A 23,140-nucleotide genomic window follows, 5' to 3' on the forward strand; every position below is an offset into this window, starting at 1 on the left:
GACTTGGGCTTTCTTTGCGAAGTCAATACATTGGGCCACGGTTCCATGTCCGGGCTTGTTGTCTTCCAGCGCATACGCTTCATGAACCAGCAATCCTGCCTGGAAGGCCAACTCTTTTGTCTCAGGCGTGGATTGGCCGTCTCCACTATATACCAGGGATGTGGCCTGATGATCCAGTCGAACGGAAAGGCAAGGCGCTCCGGAACTATGATTGTTGAGCGCGAAGGACCATTGAATACCGCTCACCTCCATCTTCGCGTCCTGATCAACCTCGATGAATTCCAGGGGATATTCGATCTTGTTCTTGAAGCCAGGATAAGCCAGGTCAAATGCGGCCGACACCACATCCCGCACCCCGGCCTGGCCGATAATGGTCAGGGGATTCGTACGCTTCTCATCGTGAAACCGCAGCAGCAACAAAGGCAAGCCAAGAAAATGATCCCCGTGAAAATGCGACAGCCAGATCACATCAGGCCGAGCGCTCCGGGGCGCATGGAGATAAAACGCCGCGGGAACGGTGAACCCGCAATCCAGCAGGACATGACGCTCCCGGCCCTTTCCGGGTACGGATACGAGCAAGGAAGTGTTCGGATAATGCTCGTCACAAGCTTCACCCACGCCTATGAAGCAGGCTCGCATGTTACCTCCGGAAGAGTGTGATTGTTCATCTGAGTTGAAACGCATCCAGCCCAAATTGCATTTACTGATCGCTGAGTATACGGTCAGCCATCTGGTGTATCCACAAAGCGAACCATGCATCCAGGAAAAATTCGGCCTGCTTTGTTTTTGGGTGTCCAATTATGTGAGCAGTACCTGTTCGAACCTATAGTCTACGAATCTTGTACAACTTCCTGCAAGTAGTTCTGGCTCTCATTGGCCTTCTTGGGGCAATGATCTTTTTTATCGAGCGGACCGCCCGACGACCCCGAGGATCCGCAAGTTCATCATCTGTCCCGCCTTCCCGGCCAGCTCTGGCCTCATTGTTCCTTGGAATCGGATCATGGGCGGCTCTTTCCGCACTTCGCCATGATGTCGTGGCCTTCGTCGGGCTCTTGCTGGCCATTGGCCTGCTCTTGCGGCATTATCGGATTTTGAGCCGCAACCCACAATCCGCTTCCACGGCGCAGAATAAATGAGCAAATCAAGCTGTTGACCGGTTTTTCATCCGGATATCATCCGGCGCTCACACGACTTCCATCTCATCCAGGTCAGAGACAGCGATATCGGCTCCATTGTCGAGCAGGTCCTGCGGATCATCGCCCCGATTCACCCCCACCACCAACCCGAAACCTCCGGCACGACCAGCCTGCACTCCGGATATCGCGTCCTCGACAACCACGGCACGCTTTGGTTCGGCGCCGAGTTCTCGAGCTGCCTGCAAAAAGATATCCGGCGCGGGCTTGCCTGATATTCCCAGCTCCAGTGAATCCACCCCGTCCACCTTTGCCTCGAAAAGATCCAGAACATCTGCTGAACGCAGAATCTTTTCGGCATTCTTGCTCGATGATATGATGGCAGTTTTTATCCCGGCTTGATGTAATTTTTGAATCAGTTGCACCGTGCCTGGATAGGCCATTGCCCCCTCATCCTCCAGCATCTTTCCGAAGAGCGCGTTTTTCTTGTTCCCCAAAGCATGAACGCTGTCCATGCCCGGAGGAGCCTCAAGGTCTCCTTCGGGAAGTGAAATGCCGCGAGACGCGAGAAAACTCCTCACGCCGTCAAAACGTGGTTTGCCGTCCACGTATTGTAGATAGTCATGGCCAAGATCAAAGGGCGCCTGCTGCTGACCAGTCTGTCGGGCATGATGCTCCAGAAACTGATCGAACATTTCCTTCCAGGCCTTGCCGTGCAGGCTGGCGGTATCCGTGACAACGCCGTCCATGTCGAAAATCACGGCATCATATAATGACTTGGAAAGCAGATGAGCGTCCGTCCGGGTCTGGGTCATTGTCAACCTCCTTTATTAAGGTAAGAAAAAAGTCCGCATTCGAGAAATTGACTCTCCGTGGGCGAACTGGCACATCCCGCAAGCGGGATCTTGGTTCATCAAGCCCAAAGCAATCACTCAGCAAGATGCTGTTTGAAATGGACCCATTTCCAGTCTGGCATCGAGTCGGAGTCGGTATCGGGCTCGGGGTCGGACGCGAAGCCAAGTGAAGAGCATCCCGATATTTTCGAAAACCGATCCGACACCGATTCTGATACCGAAAACCGGATGAAGAGGGCGCAGTGCGGGATAATTACGCCCAAAAACTTTAAATCGAGGAAAGAGCATGTTTCAAGGTGTGGATCGTTTGGCCACGGGAGCGCTGTTTCTGGCTACGGTGCTCTGGGCCGGCTCTTTCATCGCCATGAAGTTCGCGATCGGTGTATATGGCCCGATGGTTGTCGTATTGGCGCGCATGGCCCTGGCCAGTTGCTGCCTGTTGTTGCTGGTCGGGCGTTTCAAATCCGAACGCTACCAGAAAGGCGACTGGAAACTGCTGCTTTTCATGGCCTTGTGCGAACCCTGCCTCTATTTCATTTTCGAGGCCATGGCCCTGACCTATACCAGTGCATCCCAGGCCGGGATGATCGTGGCCATCCTGCCCTTGATGGTTGCCGTGGCAGCCCGGTTCTTTCTCAAGGAACGACTGAGCCGGCGAATCTGGCTTGGGTTTGTCATAGCCATCATGGGAGTCATCTGGCTGACCCTGCTCTCGGAAAGCACGGAACACGCCCCCAACCCTCTCCTGGGCAACTTCCTTGAGTTTCTGGCCATGTGCTGCGCCGCGGGGAGCATGATTGCCCTGAAGAAACTCTGCGTCCGCTTCAGCCCGTTGTTCCTGACATCGGTTCAGGCCTTTACGGGATGCATTTTTTTTCTGCCCATCGTGTTTCTGCCCGGTACGACCATGCCGGACAGCTTCCACTGGCAGGCCGTGCTTTCCATCATCTATCTGGGCTTCGGCGTAACCATCGTTGCCTACTGGCTTTACAACTACGGCGTCAGCCGCATTCCCGCCGGCCAGGCCTCGGTATTCGTCAACCTGATTCCTGTGATCACGCTGTTTCTCGGGTGGCTGATTCTTGGAGAGCGTCTTGTTCCGTTGCAATATCTTGCTTCCGCGGTTGTTTTGATCGGAATATTTCTCAGTCAGGGCAGTCATCAGGTCCGGGAAAGATCAGGCTGAGTATTCAACGCACGCCCAGATACATCCGCAACACTCCAATGCTGAACAACGCAGAAGCGATCCCGCGCCCATAAGCAAGGTCCAATTGAAGCATGAAAAAAGCCCCGAGAATGAACAAGAATCCACCCACCAGGGGACGGAACAGATTCCGGAGCCGGTCGTTGATCTGATCAACCGTATGCCGCGAAATCTTGATCTGCAGTTTCTGATCGCTCAGATCAGTGATGATGGTTTTGACCCTTTTGAAGGTCATGGGCAAGGTGCTGATCTCCCGCCGGACCTGACTGACAAACCCCTGGTCAAAGCCCAGGGCTTTGGGCAGTTTTTCCTGCAGTACCGGCAGGATATCCTTCACCCCATTGAAATTTGGCACGTAATTGGTGCCCAGCCCCTCGATCAACGTACTTGCCCGGAGCACGTACACAACCTCCTGGGGCATCTTGAAGGGCATGTCCTTCATGGAGAACAGCACGTCCAGGGCCAGGGTCTGCATGCTGGCCGCATCCAAATCCACATTCCCGAAGATGTCGAACATCCTCTCGGCAAATTCCAGCATTTCCTCGGGCGGGGCCGACGGCGTGACCACGCCGAGCCGCTCGCTGGCCGCGATGAACAATTCGAAATCCCTGGCCGAGGCCGCTTCCACCATCTCGATCATGGCCACCTTGGACGAGTTGGTCAGCCGCTTGACCATGCCGAAGTCCAGCAGGATCAGCTTCCCATCCTCGCTCACGAACAGGTTGCCCGGATGGGGGTCGGCATGGAACAACCCCTTGACCAGCATTTGTTCGGTGTAGAAATCAATCAAGACGTCCATGATCCGATCAAAGGGGATGCCCAATCGCTCCAGAGCCGCGGCGTCGTCCACCCGCACACCCTGTTCAAAGCTCATGACCAGGGCGTCCCGGTTGCTGTATTGGGCATAATATTTCGGAAACCGAACATCGTCCCGGGCATACAGATCACGAAACTTGCGCAGGTTGTCCATCTCGATGTTCATGTCCACTTCCTTGTGGATCATGTTTGAGAATTCGGTCAGGATGGCTTCCAATGAATTGCGGGTATAGACGCTGAAAAAAGGACGAAACAGGTGCATGAAAAAATCGAGGATGCTGATATCCACGCTGACCTTGCGCTCGATATCCAGGCGGCGGATCTTCACTGCCACCTCCGTACCGTCCAATAGTTGCGCCCGATGGACCTGCCCGATGGAGGCGCTGGCCATGGGTACTGCATCGAAGCGGGCAAAAGGCGGCGACGTACCAAATGAACGACGATACATTTCATCCAGATCTGCCTGCGGCATGGGCGCGACTTCGTCATGGATGGTCCGCAGTTCTCGAAGATAGTCTTCGGTAAAGAAATCCGCCCTGGTGGCCAGAACCTGAGCAAGCTTGATGAAGCTGACGCCCAGTTCCAATACTGTTCTTTTCAAATCCACCGGCCCCAGGGGCGGTATGAACAGAATCCTCGATCGCTTCAGAACCGTGGCAAAGATGGTGACCAGGAACCGAAAGGCGCCCCAAATTCTTCGCGGGGCGTAATAGCTATGCATTCCGCGTCATCAGCAGAGCCTTGAGTTCAGCAATGTCTTCTTTCGTGGCCAAACCCATTTCCCGAACCGATTCATTGACCTTTTCCTTGATCTTGGCATCCAGGGCATCCTGCTCCTGCTGGGCGCGCTGCTGGGCCTCCTCAATGAAACGGTTCAATTCCTCCTTGCTGATGGTACCCAATTGTTCCAAATCCTTGAGTTGCGCTTCGATCTTCTCCTTGGCCATGAAGGCGGCTCCCAGTCCGATGTGCAACAGATCCGTTGGTTTCATGTTTCTCTCCTTGAGGATTGAATGATAATACATTCCATTAACTGCTTCAGCAGGATTCCTCTTTTGACTACTGGCAAGCGTAAACAAGGTGCGTAAGTGGGTCAAGGCAGGATCAAGCACTTGCACCCGGCGCATTGCGCATTATTTGAGCGTGGATGTTTTCCAAGCTCCAATCAGGATGCTCCCAGCGTGAAGAGTTGGAACGCCGGGTGCAGGAAGAATTCAAGGCAAAGCCCGGGGGCCACTGCTCATTTGCATCCGGAACGCAACTGCTCAACTGCGTCGGGATTGGGCTTGTCTTTTTTTTCAGACAAGCGTTCAAATACCAGGTTGCTCTTTCACCAATGGTTTCTTTTTTGAGACGCACACCATGCTCAATCTCCCTTTCACCGGTTATTGCCTGCATCATTTCGGAAACTGATCATATACACGTATCGTGCTTCACTGCTCGGCACGATTTTGGTAAGGCCAGGGCATTGAAACATGGGCCACTGCGCCACCCCTTTCCATTGAACCATTTCCCGGAGGTTATTTCATGGCCAAGAAAATGCAAAGCGTCGACGGAAACACCGCAACGGCTCATGTGGCCTACGCCCTGAGCGAGGTCGCCGCCATCTATCCAATTACACCCTCCACGCCCATGGGCGAAATCTGTGACGACTGGGCCTCCGTGGGTCGCAAGAATGCCTGGAATCAAGTCCTGGCCATCCGCGAAATGCAGTCCGAAGCCGGCGCGGCCGGCGCGGTGCACGGCTCCCTGGCCGCGGGCGCCCTGACCACCACCTTTACGGCTGCCCAGGGCCTGCTGCTGATGATTCCTAACATGTTCAAGATCTCCGGCGAACTGCTGCCCGGCGTGTTCCATGTTTCGGCCCGGGCCATAGCCGCTCATGCCCTGTCCATCTTCGGCGATCACCAGGACATCTACGCCACCCGCCAGACCGGTTTTGCCATCCTGTCTTCCAATTCGGTCCAGGAAGCCCACGACATGGCCATGGTCGCCCACTTGAGCGCCATTGATTCGTCCGTGCCCTTTATGCACTTTTTCGACGGGTTCCGTACTTCCCACGAAATCCAGAAAATCGAACTCGCCGACTATGCGGACATCGCCAAGCTGGTGGACCAGGAAGCCTTGGCCAGGTTCCGTTCCCGCGCCATGAACCCGGAGCATCCACACATCCGGGGCACGGCCCAGAACCCGGACATCTATTTCCAGGGCCGGGAAGCCGCCAACTCCTTCTACGCCAAGGTTCCGGGCATTGTGGCCGCAAACATGGAAAAGGTAAGCAAGCTGACCGGTCGCCCCCTGAAGCTTTTCGATTACGTGGGCGCACCGGACGCGGACCGGGTGATCATCGCCATGGGCAGCGGCTGTGAGACCATCGAGGAAGTAATCGCCCATCTTCAGGCCAAGGGCGAGAAGATTGGCCTGATCAAGGTCCGCATGTACCGCCCCTTTGCTCCGGACGCCCTGTTCGACGTCCTGCCGGACACGGCCAAGACCGTCACCATCCTGGACCGGACCAAGGAACCAGGCGCTCTGGGCGACCCCCTCTACCTGGACGTCTGTACCGCGGCCCTGGAGCGCGGCATCAGCGGCGTGAAGTTCCTGGGCGGGCGCTACGGCCTCGGCTCCAAGGAATTCAGCCCGGCCATGGCCGCGGCCGTCTACCAGAACATGGCCCAGGATCAGCCCAAGAACCACTTCGTAGTCGGCATCGAGGACGATGTAACCCACACTTCTCTGCCTCTGGATCCCTCCTTTCCGGACGTCACCCCGGCGGGAACCATCCAGTGCAAGTTCTGGGGACTGGGCGCGGACGGCACGGTGGGCGCCAACAAGCAGGCCATCAAGATCATCGGCGATGCCACGGACATGTACGTCCAGGCCTACTTTGCCTACGACTCCAAGAAGTCCGGCGGAATCACCATTTCCCACCTGCGCTTCGGCAAATCGCCCATCAAGTCCACCTACCTGATCACCCAGGCCGACTACGTGGCCTGCCACAATCCGGCCTACGTCAACCAGTACGATCTTCTGGAAGGGGCCAAGACCGGCGGAACCTTCGTGCTCAACGCGCCCTGGTCCCTGAACGAGCTGGAGACCAAGCTGCCCGCGTCCCTGAAACGGGACATCGCCTCCAAGAAGATGAAGTTCTACACCGTCGACGCGGTGAAGATCGCCCAGGAAGTCGGTCTGGGCGGGCGGATCAACATGATCATGCAGACCGTCTTCTTCAAGCTGGCCGAGGTCGTGCCCTTTGAACAGGCCGTGGAAATGCTCAAGGGCTCCATCAAGAAGGCCTACGGCTCCAAGGGCGACAAGATCGTCAACATGAACATCGCCGCGGTGGAAAAGGCCGCGGAAGCCGTCCAGCAGATTGAATATCCATCTTCCTGGGCCGATGCGTCGGGGGCAACGAAAAAGGATCTTCAGGAGCCGGAATTCGTCTCCAAGGTGATGCGGCCCATGCTGGCCCAGCAGGGGGACAAGCTGCCCGTGTCCTGCTTCACCCCGGACGGCACCTTCCCCACGGCCACGTCCCAGTACGAAAAACGCGGCGTGGCGATCATGGTCCCGGAATGGATTCTCGAGAACTGCATCCAGTGCAACCAGTGCGCCTTTGTCTGCCCGCACTCCGCGATCCTGCCCGTGCTCGCGACGGACGAGGAACTTGCCGGCTCTCCGGCCGAATTCGAGACCGTCGAAGCCAAGGGCAAAGAGCTCAAGGGTTTCAAGTACCGGGTTCAGGTGGACACCCTGGACTGCATGGGCTGCGGCAACTGCGCGGACATCTGCCCGTCCAAGGAAAAGGCCCTGGTCATGAAGCCCCTGGCCACCCAGACACCGGTCCAGGTCCCCAACTACGACTTCGGCGTGACCGTACCGCTCAAGGACAAGGTCATGAGCCGGACTTCGGTCAAGGGCAGCCAGTTCCAGAAGTCCCTGATGGAATTCTCCGGAGCCTGTTCCGGATGTGGTGAAACGCCCTACGTCAAGGTCATCACCCAGCTTTACGGCGAACGGATGATCATCGCCAACGCCACGGGCTGCTCCTCCATCTGGGGCGCGTCGGCTCCCACCACCCCCTATTCGGTGAACAAGGACGGCCACGGCCCGGCCTGGGGCAATTCCCTGTTCGAGGACTGCGCCGAATTCGGTTTCGGCATCGGCCTGGGCATCCGGCAGCGCCGGGAGCGGCTGGCCCAGCTCATGGAAGCAGCGCTGAGCAACGGCGCGGAGGGCGATCTGGCCTCGGCCATGCGGTCCTGGCTGGCCGGCAAGGATGATCCCGAAGCCTCCCGGACAGCCGGCGACAAGCTCAAGGCCCTGTTGGCTGACAATTCGGACCCGAAATACGCGGAAATCAAGGAATGCGCCGATCTGTACACCAAGAAGTCGGTCTGGTCTTTCGGCGGCGACGGCTGGGCCTACGACATCGGCTTCGGCGGCCTGGACCATGTCATGGCCTCCGGCGAGGACATCAACATCCTGGTCATGGACACCGAGGTCTACTCCAACACCGGCGGACAGTCCTCCAAGGCCACGCCCACCGGGGCCATCGCCAAGTTCGCCGCCGCGGGCAAGCAGATCCGCAAGAAGGATCTGGCCCGGATGCTGATGACCTACGGCTACGTCTATGTTGCCGCCGTGGGCATGGGCGCGAACAAGAACCAGTTCCTCAAGGCCCTGACCGAAGCCGAAAGCTACAAGGGGCCGTCGATCATCATCGCCTATGCCCCCTGCATCAACCAGGGCCTGAAGAAGGGCATGGGCAAGACCCAGGAGCAGACCCAGAAGGCCGTGGAATCCGGCTACTGGCCCCTGTTCCGCTACGACCCCCGCCGGGCTCTGCGCGGCGAGAATCCGCTGGTCATTGACTCCAAGGCTCCGGACGGCACCATCCTGGACTTCCTGATGACCGAAAACCGCTTCGCGGCTCTGGCCAAGTCCAACCCCGAAGACGCCAAGAAGTTGCGCGAGGCCGTGGAACAGGAGGTCAATGAGCGCTGGCGGATCCTGAATCTGCTGGCGGAGGCCAATCCCTATGGCGACGGAGTTGTCGCTCCACTGCCGGTTTGCGTTCTCTCCGAGACCGCCGAGCATGTCCGGCCGGACACGAACATCGAGCCATGTGACGCCGGAAGAGCCGGTACCAAGTAGCTACAACACCTGAAAAAGTACGCATCAACGCCGGATCCGAAAACGGGTCCGGCGTTTTTTTATGTCTCAGTAACTACTCAGCATACATTGGGCGATCTGCCTCCGACAATCGGAGTCGCGGTAACTACTCAATAACTCCGGGCAGTGAACCATAGAAAAAACACCTGGACCCCGGGGGGTGACGACCGAGAGAACTCGCTTTCGAGGTACTCCACTCCGTCATACCGGCAGGCCGGCGCGTTCCGCTATCCAGGCAGCACGGATCCGCGGTGGTTGGTTGCCCTGCCTTATTGAGCAGTTACGAGTCGTGGTCGGAATCGGGGTCGGAATCGGGGCCGGAATCGGTTACAAAATGTTGAGGAGCCTTCACATAATTTCGCTTTCGATACCGATACCGATACCGACTCCGACTCCGACTCCGATATCAACTCGGCAACAACAGTAGCATACAGAACAGTTAGATGTCTCAGCTCGTTATGCGGAAACCATCGATAACGACTCAGCACATCTCGCAACAAACCGGAACGCAGAGTAGTTACAACCATCATTACGGCCGCGGCAACATAGAGTCTTTTTTTTCGGACAAGTCCTATTTATCGGACACCACACCAGATCCACCGCGACAAAGGCAATCCGACGCTGACCTTTTGGTTCACAACCACCTTTTCAAGAATTCAAAAAGCTTGTATCACCCCAGGGAAAGCTGCCCTGTGGAGGGGAGAGGCCAGGATACGGGCACAATCCGCCAAGAAACATTCCAATGATTTCGCTCTTTTTGATTCGCCCGGTATCGGCCCGGCCATTTCTTCGCTACACGGAGGCATCGGCTTTTTCGTGCATATTCCAAATCAAGTAGAGGGCACGATTCTTGATATGGCATTCACGAACATCGGACGGTAACGGCTGAGGTAGCGTCCCACTCGTTTCGGGTTGGGAAGGTTTGGGAGCCTTTCGGCTCGCAAGAATGAGGTGAACTTTTTCAAGGAGGAGTTAAAACATGTCCGTTGGAGTCCTGGCGTTAATCGCCGCACTTCCCATTGCCCTCGCTCTGGTGCTCATGGTCGGCTTTCGCTGGCCTGCCACCAAAGCCATGCCCCTGGCCTGGCTGGTCACAGCCGTGGCCGGCGTCGCCGTATGGAGCCTTCCGGTCGGCTACGTCGCCGCGCTGTCCATTCAAGGGGTGATTACGGCCATCGGCATTTTGATCATTGTCTTCGGTGCAATTTTAATTCTGCATACCCTGCGCGATTCCGGGGGGATGGAGACCATCCAGTGCGGAATGCAGAGCATCTCTCCGGACATGCGCGTACAGGCCATCATTATCGGCTACCTGTTCGCGGCCTTCATCGAGGGCGCGGCGGGCTTCGGCACTCCAGCGGCCCTGGCCGCTCCGCTGCTGCTGGCCCTGGGCTTCCCGCCCCTGGCAGCGGCCGTCATCTGCCTCGTCTTCAACTCTTTTCCCGTCACCTTCGGCGCCGTCGGCACCCCGGTCATCATCGGCCTGACCTTCCTGCGCGACCTGGTCGGCGACGCCGTGGCCACCGGTGCCGTGGGAGTGAACTTCACCAGCTATGAGTCCTTCGGCATGCTCATCGGCCAGTGGGCCACCCTGATGCACCTGCCCATGATCTTCATCCTGCCCATCTTCATGCTCGGCTTTATCTCCCGCTACTTCGGCCCGAATCGCTCCTGGTCCGAGGGCTTTGGCGCCTGGAAGTTCTGCGTCTTCGCCGCCGTGGCCTTCTCCATCCCCTACCTCATTTTCGCCTGGTTTCTGGGTCCGGAATTCCCGTCCCTGATCGGCGGCCTGGTCGGCCTGGGCGTGGTGGTCTGGGGCGCCAAGCGCGGCATCGCCGTGCCCAAGGACACTTGGACCTTCGGTTCCCAGAAGAATTGGGATCCAGAATGGACCGGCACGGTCAGCACCTCGGCGGAAGGCTGCAAATTCGAAGCCCGGATGAGCCAGTTCAAGGCGTGGCTGCCCTACGTGCTCATCGGCATCATCCTGGTGCTCACCCGCATCAACGAGCTGGGACTCAAGGCTTGGCTCTCATCCCAAACTATCGCCTGGACCGGCATCCTGGGCTATGAATCCGTCAGCGGCTCCATCGCCTACCTCTACCTGCCCGGCACCATTCCGTTCATGCTGGTGGCCATCCTGACCATCTTCATTCATGGCATGCCCGGCGAAAAGGTCAAAACCGCCTGGGTGGATTCCATCAAGAAGATGAAAAACCCGGCCATTGCCCTGTTCTTCGCCGTGGGTCTGGTCTCCATCTTCCGCGGGTCCGGCATCGGCGACTTGTCCTTGAACCCCAACGCCTACCCCTCCATGCCCCTGGCCATGGCCAGTGCATTGTCCGAGCTGGTAGGCCAAGGCTGGCCGATGTTCGCCTCCTTCATCGGCGGCCTGGGAGCCTTCATCACCGGTTCGAACACGGTGTCCAACCTGCTCTTCGCCGAGTTCCAGTGGGGCATGGCCACCCAGCTCGACCTGCCCCGCCAGATCATCGTCGCGGCCCAGGCCGTGGGCGGCGGCATGGGCAACATGGTCTGCATCCACAACATCGTGGCTGTGTGCGCCGTGGTAGGTCTGTCCGGACAGGAAGGCGCCATCCTGCGCAAGACCTTCTGGCCCTTCCTGCTCTATGGCGTGGTTGTCGGCATCATGGTTACACTGATGATTTATCTGCTACCGGCTAACCTTTTCTAACTCTGCCTATCCCTCCGGACGGTTTAACCGTCCGGAGGGATATCCAGATACTTCAGGGTTCATATTCATGGTTCACCTCATCTTTGCTCTTCCTATTATCATTTTAGACACTACTTTCCTGCCGTGAACACTGAACATTGACACCTGAACCCATGTAAAGGAGTTTGCAATGATAAACGATGCACTGAAAAAAGAATTTGAGGCCGCGGTGGGCAAGGACAACGTGATGACCGAAGCTGCGGACCTGCATGCGTATTCCTATGACTCTGCCGTCCTGGAACAGGTCCAGCCCGGGATCGTGGTTCGACCGGAGCAGTCCGAGGCTCTGGGCAAAGTGGTCAAGCTGTGCAACGACAACGGCTTGAAACTGACGGTTCGCGGAGCGGGCACGAATCTTTCCGGTGGAACCATTCCCCACTCCGGCGGCGTGGTCTGCCTGACCACGGCCTTGGACAAGATACTGGAAGTGAACGAGGAAGACCTGTACGCCGTGGTCCAGCCCGGTGTGATCACGGCCAAGTTCGCGGCCCACGTCGCGTCCAAGGGATTGCTGTACCCTCCGGATCCGGGCTCCCAGGCCGTCTCCACCCTGGGTGGCAACGTGGCCGAGAATGCCGGTGGCTTGCGGGCTTTGAAATACGGCGTCACCAAGGATTACGTGATGGGCGTGGACTTTTTCGACGTCAATGGCGAGCTGGTCCGCACCGGCGGCAAGACCGTGAAATGCGTCACCGGCTACAACCTGGCCGGCCTGATGATCGCTTCCGAAGGCACACTGGGCGTTTTCGAGAAGTTCATCCTCAAGCTGGTACCGCCTCCGGCCGCCTTCAAGGCCATGATGGCCGTTTTTCCGGACGTCATGGACGCGTCCCGGGCCGTGGCCGCGATCATTGCCAACAAGATCGTACCCGCTACCCTGGAATTCATGGACAATTTCACCATCCGCACCGTGGAAAACTTCCGCAAGGCCGGCCTTCCCGTGGATGCCGCGGCCATGCTGCTGATCGAGGTGGACGGACACCCAACTCAGGTCGAAGACGATGCGGCCAAGGTGGAGGCCATCTGCAAGGAACACAAGGCCATCAGCGTGCGCGTTGCCAAGGATAATGCCGAACGCAACGCCGTCTGGCAGGCTCGCCGCGACGCTCTTCCGGCCCTGGCCCGGGTCCGTCCGACCACGGTTCTGGAAGACGCCACAGTGCCCCGTTCCAAGATTCCAGCCATGATGCAGGCCCTGGACAAGATCGCCAAGAAATACGAGCTGACCATCGGAACCTTCGGTCATGCCGGAGACGGCAATCTGCACCCCACTATCCTCACGGACAAGCGCGACCAGAAGGAATGGCACAAGGTGGAGGCGGCCATTGACGAAATCTTCGACGAAGCACTCGCCCTGGGCGGCACGCTTTCCGGAGAACACGGCATCGGCCTGGCCAAGTCCAAGTACATGAAAAACGAATGCGGCATCGCGGCCATGGAATATTCCCGCAAGATGAAAAGCGTGCTCGACCCCAAGGGCATCCTCAACCCGGGCAAGATCCTCGGCCCCTTGCTCGCGTAACTCAGGGAGAACATCATGGCCGACATCAAAAAACTTGTATCCATGCTCAAGGAGCTGGACGATCTGCTCACCGGCTGCATGCGCTGCGGCCTGTGCCAGGCCCAGTGTCCGGTATTTGCTCAGACCGGGCGGGAAACCGACGTCACCCGCGGCAAACTGGCCCTGCTTTCCGGTCTTTCGGATGAAATCCTGAAGGATCCCGTGGCAGTCAATGAAAAGCTGCAACGCTGCCTGCTCTGCGGCACCTGCGAGGCCAACTGCCCCTCCGGCGTCAAGGTGACGGACATCTTCCTGCGCGCCCGGGCCATCCTTTCCGGCTACCTGGGCCTGCCCCCGGCCCAGCGGCTGATCTTCCGCAGACTGCTGACCAACCCCAAACTGATGAACAATCTGCTTTCCCTGGGGGCGTCCATGCAAAGCCTCTTCACCAAGGAGGCGGACGGAGTCATCGGCACGTCCTGCGCCCGGTTCAACGCCCCGCTCATCGCGGACCGACACTTCAAGAAATTGGCATCCAAGCCGTTCCATGCACAGGTGCCCAAAAAAGATACGCCTCCCGGCAAACCGGGACTCCGGGTCGCCTTTTTTCCGGGATGCGTCACGGACAAGGTCTTCCCCCAGGTCGCGCAGGCCGTGCTCAAGATCATGGAGCATCACGATATTGGCGTGTACATGCCGCCCAATCAGGCCTGCTGCGGCATTCCGGCTCTGTCCAGCGGGGAGACTGGCAGCTTCGACAAGCTGGTCCGGCAGAACCTGGACCTGTTTGCCAAGAGCAAATGGGACTACCTGGTCACCCCATGCGCCACCTGTACGGCGACCATTGCCGAACTCTGGCCCAAATACTACGGCGACAAGATGGACACCGTCCGGGTCCAGGAACTTGCGGCCAAGGTCATGGACGTCAGCCAGTTCCTCACCGACGTGCTGAAAATCAGCTCTGTTCAGGCCTCTGCGGAACCGGCCAAGGTTGCCTACCATGACCCATGCCACTTGCGGAACACGCTGAAAGTCACGGCCCAGCCCCGCAATGTTCTGGCTGCAGGCGGCAAGTACGAAACAGCGGAGCTTCCGGGCGGTCCTTCCTGTTGCGGCTCCGGCGGGAGCTTCAACATCAAGCACTACAAGCTCTCCGACATCATCGGCCGCAAAAAGGCCGAAAGCATCTCCGCAACCGGAGCCTCGGTCGCGGCCACCAGCTGCCCGGCCTGCATGCTCCAGCTTGCGGACATGCTCTCCAAGACCGGGCATTCTATTCCAGTGAAGCATGTCGCGGAATTGTACGCGGAAACATTATGAGAAGGTCGATGTAGCTACTCGCCCACGGTCCGGCCTGCCGTTGCGTTCTTGCTGAACGACAGACCGGACCACCCCCTCTTGCTGTTCAATTCGCGGATCCATACGCACATTTAACAACGAAAGGAACCTGCTCATGGCCAAAAATCTCTACGTCATCAACACGGAGTCCCGCAGCGGCAAATCAGCCATCTGTCTTGGTCTGATGCAGATGCTGATGCGCAACATCCGGCGCGTTGGTTTTTTTCGGCCGATCATCAGCGTTCAGGGCAACGGCAAGCGCGATCATGATACCAACCTGATCCTGACGCAGTTCCATCTCAACGAAACATATCAGGATGCATACGCTTACACGCTGGAGCAGGCCAGAGACCTGATCAACCAGGGTGAACACGCCGTGCTCATGGAAAACATTCTGGCCAAGTACAAGGCGCTGGAGGCCCGCTTCGACTTCATTTTGTGCGAAGGCTCGGACTTTATCGGCGGCGACTCGGCCTTTGAATTCGACATCAATGCGGAAGTCGCCGCCAACCTCGGGTCCCCTGTCATCCTCGTGGCCAATGGGCAGAACAAGACCCCGAAGCAGATTGTCGCCCAGACCCAGATTGCCATAGATACTTTTACGGACAAGGGGCTTGACGTCCTGGCTACCATCATCAATCGCGCCGAAGAGGTGAACAAGCAGGAAATTATCGGCGGGCTTCGCTGCAAGTACAGAATGCATGAGGAATGCCTGACATACGTCATCCCTGAAGTGCCTTCCCTGGGCAAACCCACCATCAGCGATGTCAAGAAATGGCTGGATGCCGATGTGGTGATCGGCCAGGAACTGCTGGACGTCCAGATTGACGATTACGTCGTTGCGGCCATGCAGGTGAACAACTTTCTGGAATATGTCGCCAAAAATTCCCTGGTCATCACCCCCGGCGACCGTTCCGACATTCTCCTGGGCTGTATCGCCACCCGGCAGTCCCAGACATATCCTGAGGTGGCCGGTATTGTTCTTACGGGAGGCATCAAGCCGTCTTCATCAATCATGAAGCTTCTGGAAGGCTGGACCGGCGTGCCCATGCCGATTCTTTCCGTTCAGGGACATACCTACAAGATCACCCGGATTCTCATGGAAATGTACGGCCGCATCGAGCCCGAGGACCAGAAGAAAATTGCCACCGCCCTGGGCTCCTTCGAAGAACATGTGGACACCGCGGAACTCTTGCAACGCCTGGAAGCCAAGAAATCCACCAAGGTCACTCCGATCATGTTCGAATACAGCCTGATCGAGAAGGCCAAGGCCGACCGGCGCCACATTGTCCTTCCCGAAGGTTCTTCGACGCGCATTCTGCAGGCAGCGGACATTCTGCTGCGTCGCAGCATCGTGGACCTGACCATCCTGGGCAATCCGGACGCAATCCGGGCCAAGGCTGCCCAGATGGGGCTGGCCCTGGACAAGGCCGAGTTCATCGATCCCGCTTCTTCACCACTTTTCGAAGAGTATTGGCAAACCTACTACGAAATGCGCAAATCCAAGGGCATGACGCAGGAAGTGGCCCACGACACCATGGCCGAGGTGACCTATTACGGAACAATGATGGTCCAGAAGGGACACGCGGACGGGATGGTCTCCGGCTCCATCACCACAACCCAGCAGACCATCCGCCCGGCCTTGCAGTTCATCAAGACCAGACCCGGCATCTCCCTGGTCTCCTCCGTCTTTTTCATGTGCATGTCGGACAGGGTCCTGGTCTTTGGCGACTGCGCCGTGAACCCCAATCCCACGGCAAGCCAGTTGGCGGAGATCGCCGTGGCCTCCGCTGAAACCGGCGTTCAGTTCGGGGTGGAACCGCGGGTAGCCATGCTGTCCTATTCCACCGGCGAATCTGGCTCCGGCCAGGAAGTGGAAAAGGTTCGGGAAGCCACGAAAATCGCACAGCGCATGGCTCCCGATCTGCTCATTGAAGGTCCGATCCAGTATGATGCAGCTTATGATCCGGACGTGGCCATGACCAAAATGCCCGATTCTCAGGTGGCCGGAAGGGCCACGGTCTTCATTTTTCCGGACCTGAACACCGGAAACAATACCTACAAGGCTGTTCAGCGCGCCGCCAACGCCGTGGCCATCGGTCCGGTGCTCCAGGGCATGAACAAACCGGTTAACGATCTTTCCCGCGGCTGCACCGTACCGGACATCGTGAACACCGTAGCCATTACCGCCATCCAGGCCCAGCATGCCTTGAAAGCGAAAACCGATCAAATTCAATCCGGCGAAATATGACCAATCCGGCAACGGATAGATGCGACGCCGCAACAAAGGGTGACCGACTCATGATAATACTTGTCCTCAACTCCGGCAGTTCCTCGGTCAAGTACCAGCTCCTGGACATGAAAACGCAGACAGTCCTGGCCACTGGCCTGGTGGAGCGGATAGGCGAGCCCAGTGGTCTGGTCCGGCACAAGCGCCGGCCGTCCACTGACCAGGAACAAACCTTTACCGAAGAGATGCCGATTCAGGATCACGCCACAGGCTTGGCCCGGGTCGTGGAATTGATTACCAGCGCGGAAACCGGAGTGATCTCCGCCGTCTCGGAGATCAACGCCATAGGCCACCGCATCGTCCATGGCGGCGAATCCTTCAGTACCCCGACCCTGGTCGACGAGGCGGTCATTGAGGGCATCAAGGCCCAGATTCCCCTTGCCCCCCTGCACAACCCGGGTGGATTGGCCGGCATCGAGACCGCTCAGCGACTTCTGCCCGGGGTGCCCAATGTGGCGGTCTTTGATACGGCCTTTCACCAGACCATGCCGCCGGAGGCCTACCGGTACGCCATTCCCAAATCCCTCTATACCGAGCTGAAAATCCGGCGCTATGGTTTCCACGGCACCTCGCATCTCTACGTGGCCAAACAGTGCGCCCGAATTTTGGCCAAGCCTCTCGAGGAAACCACCTGCGTCACCGTGCACCTGGGCAACGGCTGTTCCATGGCCGCCGTGAAAAACGGCAAATGCGTCGACACCAGCATGGGCCTGACGCCTCTGGCAGGACTGGTCATGGGCACCCGCTCGGGGGATGTTGATCCGGCCCTGCATGCCTTTCTCGCGGACAACAAGAACCTGACCATTCGCGAGATCGACACCATCCTGAACAAGCAGAGCGGCTTGAAGGGCATGTGCGGACACAACGACATGCGAGATATTCATGACCTGATATCCCAGGGGGACCAGGACGCACAGCTTGCGCTACGGGTTTTCTGTCGGCGCGTCACCCAGTACATCGGACAGTATCTTGCCTTGCTGGACGGCACGGACGCCATCTGCTTCACCGCTGGCATTGGTGAAAACGACCACATGGTCCGTCGCCTGTCCTGCGCCTCTCTCTCCGGAGTCGGGGCAATCCTGGACACCCAGCGCAACGCCGAGGCTCCTCGCGGAAAGGCAACGGAAATCAGTGCGTCGAACAGCCGGATAAAAATATTTATCATACCCACCAACGAAGAGCTGGAAATCGCCACCCAGACATTGGAGGTGCTGGGGTAGGAAACCTTTTCCTCAACCGCCAGACAAACAGCGTCATGTTTGTTGTCGGTCTCGTCCAGATTACGGATCATCTCAAAGGCCGCAATTCAGTCGAAATCGAAATCGCAATCGCAATTGATACAACAAAGATACGATTTCAATCCAATAATCATCGAACGTGATCCTTTCTACAGGAGGTCGAATGTGAACCAGGAACACATCAAGCTTTTCACCCAGAAAGCCGAAGCCGTTTCCGCCATTGTGAAACCCATCGGCTCCATGCAGGAGGCCTATGCCTATGCGGTGGAAGTGTGCGTGAACAAGGATGCCTGCCAGTTGCTGCTGTCCGGTTGCGAAAACGCCATCTCGGACGAGGCCGCGGACTTGTGTTTTGCCAAGGCGTCGGACAAGGTCATTGCCGCCCCGAAACTGGTGGACGATCAGTATGCGGAACTGGCCGCGGCAGCCGAAAAGGCGGGGGTCAAGCTCATTGCCGAAGGTCTGCGCAATCATCTGGCGGGGATCGACATTGGTTTTGCCGTGGCCGATCTGGGCCTGGCCGAGACCGGAACCCTGGTGCTGGACTCCTCTTACGAGGACCTGCGTCTGTCCACCATGATCTGCGAAATCAACGTCGTGGTTCTGCCCCTTTCCAGATTGCGGGCCACCAGCTACGAAGCGGAACCTGAACTGCTGCCCATGATGCAGAAGACTCCCAACTACCTGGCCTTCATCACTGGAGCCAGCCGGACTGCCGACATTGAACGGGTTCTGGCCCTCGGCGTTCATGGCCCACTGGAACTGCATATTTTGCTGCTGGAGGATAGCTGATGCAAACTGCCGTTAAAATTGAAGAATATCTTCAGGAAATAGAGGATTCACTGGGCAACGAATTCCAGCGCAAGGCCCTGGACACGTTCGCCGTGGCCTACCGCACCGGCCGGGCCAATGCCTTTTCCGGGATGGACGTCAAAGGTCTGATTCAGGAAATCGGCCAGGCCAAGGATGAGTCCCTGGCCCGCATGGACGAGTTGTACAACCAGTTCAAGGCCAAGGCCGAGTCCATGGGCGTCCATGTCCATCTCGCCGAAACAGCCGACGAGGCCAACCGGATCGTCGCGCGCATCGCCAGGGAAAACAAGTGCAAGAAGGTGATCAAGGCCAAGTCCATGACTGCCGAGGAAACCCACCTGAACCATCATCTTGAGGAGCAGGGGCTGGAGGTCGTGGAGTCTGATCTGGGCGAATGGATCATCCAGATGCGCGGCGAGGGGCCGTCGCACATGGTCATGCCGGCCATTCACCTGTCCCGCTACCAGGTGGCGGATCTTTTCGCCGGAGTGACCAAGAAGGAGCAGGAGCCGGATATCCAGAAACTGGTCAAGGTGGCCCGCCGGGAACTGCGCAAGGAATATGTGGAAGCGGACATGGGTGTTTCCGGAAGCAATTTCGCCGTGGCCGAAACCGGAACCATCGGCCTGGTGACCAACGAGGGCAACGCCCGGCTGGTCACCACCCTGCCCCGGGTGCACGTGGCCTTGATCGGCCTGGAAAAGCTGACACCCACCCTGCACGACGCCCTGCGCATCCTGCGCGGGCTGCCCCGCAACGCCACGGGACAGCAGATTACATCCTACGTCACCTGGATCACCGGCGCCAATGAATGCGCCAGCGCTCCGGAGAACAAGAAGATCATGCATGTGATCTTTTTGGACAACGGCCGCAGGGCCCTGGCCAAGGACAAGGACTTTTCCCAGATCCTGCGCTGCATCCGTTGCGGCGCCTGCGCCAATGTCTGTCCGGTCTACCGTCTGGTGGGCGGACACAAGTACGGCCATGTCTACATCGGCGCCATCGGCTTGATCATGACCTACTTCTTCCACGGCAAGGACAAGGCCAAGTTCCTGGTCCAGAACTGCGTGAACTGCGGGGCCTGCAAGGAGATCTGCGCCGCGGGCATCGATCTGCCGCGGCTGATCAAGGAAATCCATGCCCGCATCCAGGATGAAGACGGACACCCGACCTCCTCCAAGCTGCTCGGGACAGTGCTCAAGAACCGCACCATGTTCCACACCCTGCTCAAGAACATGCGCTGGGCCCAGAAACCCTTTGCCGAGCGCGAAGGACAGTACATCCGCCACCTGCCGACAATCTTCATCAAGAATCAGGATTTCCGCAAATTGCCCACCATTGCCGACAAGGCCTTTCGCGATGAATGGGAATCCATCAAGCCCGTGGTCGCCAAACCGGAACTCAAGGTCGCCCTGTTCTCCGGCTGCGTACAGGATTTCGTCTATCCCGAGCAGATGAAGGCCGCGGTGAAGGTCATCGCCTCCACCGGCAAGGTGGCTCTGGACTATCCCATGAAGCAATCCTGCTGCGGGCTGCCCGTGAACATGATGGGCGAAAAGCAGGCCGCCATTGATGTGGCCAGGCAGAACGTGGCGGCCTTCGATCCGCTGCGCTACGACTACATCATGACCATGTGCGCCTCCTGCGCCTCGCACCTCAAGCACGGATACCCCAAGCTGTTGGAAAACGAGCCGGAATTGACCGCCAAGGTCGCCCAGTTCGCGGACAAGGTCATCGACTTCAGTTCATTCGTTCATGACGTGCTGAAAATCTCGTCCATGAAGTTCGCCCGCTCGGACCAGAAGGTCGGCTATCACGCGCCCTGCCACCTTTGCCGCGGGCTGGAAGTGCGTGAGGCGCCCCGCGACAACCTGAACATGGTTTGCGAGTATGTGCCGACCACCGAAGAGGAAGTCTGCTGCGGCTTCGGCGGCTCCTACTCCATGAAATTCCCGGCCATCTCCAAAACCCTGCTGGCCAAGAAGCTTGCGGACCTGGAAGCCGGCAACATCACGGCCGTGGGAACGGACTGCCCCGGCTGCGTGATGCAGATTCGCGGCGGCATGAAAGCTGCCGGAAAACCCATCGAGGTCAAACACGTGGCCGAACTGATGGCGGAAAGGCTGCGATAACTTCTCCTTGATATCCCGGGACCATGGATCCTGTTCAAGGCCGGAATGATGAGTTCCGGCCTTTTCAATTCCTGCCGCGGGCAGTCGGAATCTGTATCCACCAAAAACCAAGCAGCTGCCCCACATTTGACTGTGATGATGCATGTTCGATACCGTGATTGTTTCAACTGCATCAATGCCCTTGTATTCCAGACGCGGGCACCAGAAACGCAAGGCAATGCAACTCTTCAGGATCAATAACGGTAATTTGTGGCAATAAACGGAATACATCCTGGGAGCGCCGCACCCCAGTGCGGCAACGGTGCAACGCACTCAGGGCAAAGTTCCGGCTGGAGCATTGCCCCCGAAGCTTGGTCACGAAACTCCGCGTCAATGGGAATCCTTGCACAGGAAACCACGCCGCCCGATCTTTTTGAGCAGTTACCAGCAACCCACCCGGAGTCATCTCATGGTTGACAATGAAACCCTGCGCACCATCGCCGCCCGGCACAGCATCAGGACGTTCACGGATCAGACCGTGGATCCGGAAATCATTCAAGCGCTCCTGAATGCGGCCAATCAGGCGCCGTCCGCGCACAACCAACAATCCTGGCGCTTCCTTGTGCTTCGCGGCGACAAAAAGGCGGAGCTGGCCAAACTGGCCACGGACCGGGCCGCTGTTTTTCCCAAACCCACTTCATCCCTGCTGCGCATGGCTGCCAGGAGCATCAACAGCGCTCCGGTGGTCGTGGCCATCCTGAACACCGGCGAGCTGATCGCCCGGGGAGATAAGCTGTTCAAGCTCGAACACCCGGAAGTGAACGATTTTTTTCGGACAATGGAAATCCAGAGTTCCGCCGCGGCCGTGCAAAACTTGCTGCTTGCGGCCACCTCTCTGGGTCTGGGTTCGGTCTGGCTGGGAATTCTGTTTCTGATCAAGGAAGATGTGCGCCGCTTTCTGGGCGAACCCGAAGGCGAGTTCATGGCCGTCATTCCCCTGGGATATCCTGAACGCACGTCAAAGGGTCCGCAAAAGGTCCAAACGGAAAACGTGACGCGCTATCTGGAATGACTCTTTACAATTCGTAACTATTCAGCATGCTACTACCGTACGGAGTTTGACATCGCCGTCGGTATCGGTATCGGGATCGGGATCGGAACCGAAACCATGCGAAGTGCTCCTCAACGTTTTCAAAACCGATTCCGATTCCGCCTCCGACCCCGATTTTCGGAGCATAGCGCACAACGTGTGCTGAGCAGTTACTACAATTCAAGGTCAAGGTGAACCATGGAACAGTTCAAGGATATAAAAAACAAGGTCCGGGATTCCTATGCCAAGGCAGTCTCCGAGGCCGGAGGTTGCTGTCTGCCAGTGGGTGGCGACGCCCATCTCGGAACGCTTGATCCGTACAAACAGGCCGGCCTGCTGGGCTATTCGCCGGATCAACTGGGAAAGACGCCGGATCAGGCCAATCTGGGACTTGGATGCGGCAATCCGGTGAACCGGGCCGACTTGAAACCTGGGGAGATTGTGCTGGATCTGGGCAGTGGTCCGGGATTCGACGCCCTGCTGGCCGCGACTATGGTCGGTCCCGAAGGCAGCGTCATCGGCGTGGACATGACCCCGGAGATGATCGCCGCGGCCACGGACAATGCCCGCCAGGCCGGTGCTACGAACGCTCGTTTTGAACTGGCCGAGATCGAGCGGCTGCCTCTGGCCGATGCATCCATCGACGTGGCCATTTCCAATTGCGTGATCAACCTGTCACCGGACAAACCGACTGTGTACCGAGAATTGTTCAGGGTGCTCAAGCCCGGAGGACGGATCTGCATATCCGACGTGCTGTTGGAAAAGGATGTTCCTGACAGCCTGAAAAACGATCCAGCTGCCTGGTGCGGCTGAATATCCGGAGCCAGTCTCGCCGGTCAGGTG

Annotated in this window: 16 protein-coding genes (1 of these 16 only partly in view); 11 read left to right on the top strand and 5 right to left on the bottom strand. The window is 58.0% G+C overall.

From position 1 onward, the window contains the following. On the bottom strand, positions 1-639 hold the 5' portion of the coding sequence (locus ACYQ15_RS09160; protein WP_459937209.1) for an MBL fold metallo-hydrolase. The gene continues 135 nt to the left of window position 1, outside the view; the window shows 639 of its 774 coding nt (coding positions 1-639); it begins with the start codon at positions 637-639; its stop codon lies beyond the left edge, outside the window. A 544-nt stretch (positions 640-1,183) separates the two neighbouring features. Continuing rightward, positions 1,184-1,948 carry an HAD family hydrolase gene (locus ACYQ15_RS09165; RefSeq protein WP_459937210.1) on the bottom strand — a complete coding sequence of 255 codons (765 nt, stop codon included), beginning with the start codon at positions 1,946-1,948 and terminating at the stop codon, positions 1,184-1,186. A 325-nt stretch (positions 1,949-2,273) separates the two neighbouring features. Between ACYQ15_RS09165 and ACYQ15_RS09170 the strand changes: the two genes are divergently transcribed. After that, positions 2,274-3,173 (top strand): DMT family transporter, encoded by a 900-nt coding sequence (locus tag ACYQ15_RS09170; protein ID WP_459937211.1) that lies wholly within the window; start codon positions 2,274-2,276, stop codon positions 3,171-3,173. Positions 3,174-3,177: 4 nt separating this feature from the next. Here ACYQ15_RS09170 and ACYQ15_RS09175 read toward each other — a convergent pair whose 3' ends face one another. From ACYQ15_RS09175 to ACYQ15_RS09185, 3 genes are all read right to left on the bottom strand, one after another. Next, the gene (locus ACYQ15_RS09175; RefSeq protein ID WP_459937212.1) at positions 3,178-4,728 is read right to left on the bottom strand and encodes an ABC1 kinase family protein; all 1,551 of its coding nucleotides are present in this window, start codon (positions 4,726-4,728) and stop codon (positions 3,178-3,180) included. Beyond that, on the bottom strand, positions 4,721-4,999 hold the full coding sequence (locus ACYQ15_RS09180) for a hypothetical protein (protein ID WP_459937213.1): 279 nt from the start codon (positions 4,997-4,999) through the stop codon (positions 4,721-4,723). The genes ACYQ15_RS09175 and ACYQ15_RS09180 overlap by 8 nt, the downstream gene beginning before the upstream one ends. Positions 5,000-5,111: 112 nt before the next feature. Next, positions 5,112-5,408 carry a hypothetical protein gene (locus tag ACYQ15_RS09185; protein WP_459937214.1) on the bottom strand — a complete coding sequence of 99 codons (297 nt, stop codon included), beginning with the start codon at positions 5,406-5,408 and terminating at the stop codon, positions 5,112-5,114. A gap of 126 nt (positions 5,409-5,534) precedes the next feature. Here ACYQ15_RS09185 and nifJ point away from each other — a divergent pair, with 126 nt between their 5' ends. From nifJ to ACYQ15_RS09235, 10 genes are all read left to right on the top strand, one after another. Then, entirely contained in the window at positions 5,535-9,164 is a 3,630-nt protein-coding gene (nifJ, locus tag ACYQ15_RS09190; RefSeq protein WP_459937215.1) for a pyruvate:ferredoxin (flavodoxin) oxidoreductase, read from the top strand. Between the two features lie 997 nt (positions 9,165-10,161). Continuing rightward, complete coding sequence (locus ACYQ15_RS09195; protein WP_459937216.1) at positions 10,162-11,877, top strand: L-lactate permease; 1,716 nt, start codon at positions 10,162-10,164, stop codon at positions 11,875-11,877. Between the two features lie 169 nt (positions 11,878-12,046). Next, positions 12,047-13,438, top strand: a complete 1,392-nt coding sequence (locus ACYQ15_RS09200) for an FAD-binding oxidoreductase (RefSeq protein WP_459937217.1) — start codon at positions 12,047-12,049, stop codon at positions 13,436-13,438. Between the two features lie 15 nt (positions 13,439-13,453). Next, positions 13,454-14,737 carry a (Fe-S)-binding protein gene (locus ACYQ15_RS09205; protein ID WP_459937218.1) on the top strand — a complete coding sequence of 428 codons (1,284 nt, stop codon included), beginning with the start codon at positions 13,454-13,456 and terminating at the stop codon, positions 14,735-14,737. Positions 14,738-14,870: 133 nt separating this feature from the next. Then, a complete protein-coding gene (gene pta / locus ACYQ15_RS09210; protein WP_459937219.1) occupies positions 14,871-17,006 on the top strand; it encodes a phosphate acetyltransferase in 2,136 nt (711 codons plus the stop codon). A 50-nt stretch (positions 17,007-17,056) separates the two neighbouring features. Continuing rightward, complete coding sequence (locus tag ACYQ15_RS09215; protein ID WP_459937220.1) at positions 17,057-18,265, top strand: acetate kinase; 1,209 nt, start codon at positions 17,057-17,059, stop codon at positions 18,263-18,265. 183 nt (positions 18,266-18,448) lie between these two features. Beyond that, the gene (locus ACYQ15_RS09220; protein ID WP_459937221.1) at positions 18,449-19,075 is read left to right on the top strand and encodes a LutC/YkgG family protein; all 627 of its coding nucleotides are present in this window, start codon (positions 18,449-18,451) and stop codon (positions 19,073-19,075) included. Then, positions 19,075-21,228 (top strand): L-lactate dehydrogenase (quinone) large subunit LdhH, encoded by a 2,154-nt coding sequence (ldhH, locus tag ACYQ15_RS09225; protein ID WP_459937222.1) that lies wholly within the window; start codon positions 19,075-19,077, stop codon positions 21,226-21,228. Before ACYQ15_RS09220 ends, ldhH begins: the two co-directional genes overlap by 1 nt. Before the next feature lie 448 nt (positions 21,229-21,676). After that, complete coding sequence (locus ACYQ15_RS09230; protein ID WP_459937223.1) at positions 21,677-22,279, top strand: nitroreductase family protein; 603 nt, start codon at positions 21,677-21,679, stop codon at positions 22,277-22,279. Between the two features lie 216 nt (positions 22,280-22,495). Beyond that, positions 22,496-23,110: a methyltransferase domain-containing protein gene (locus ACYQ15_RS09235; protein WP_459937224.1), complete on the top strand. Its 615-nt coding sequence runs from the start codon at positions 22,496-22,498 to the stop codon at positions 23,108-23,110. The last annotated feature ends 30 nt before the right edge of the window (positions 23,111-23,140 follow it).

Source organism: Desulfonatronum parangueonense, assembly GCF_054656975.1.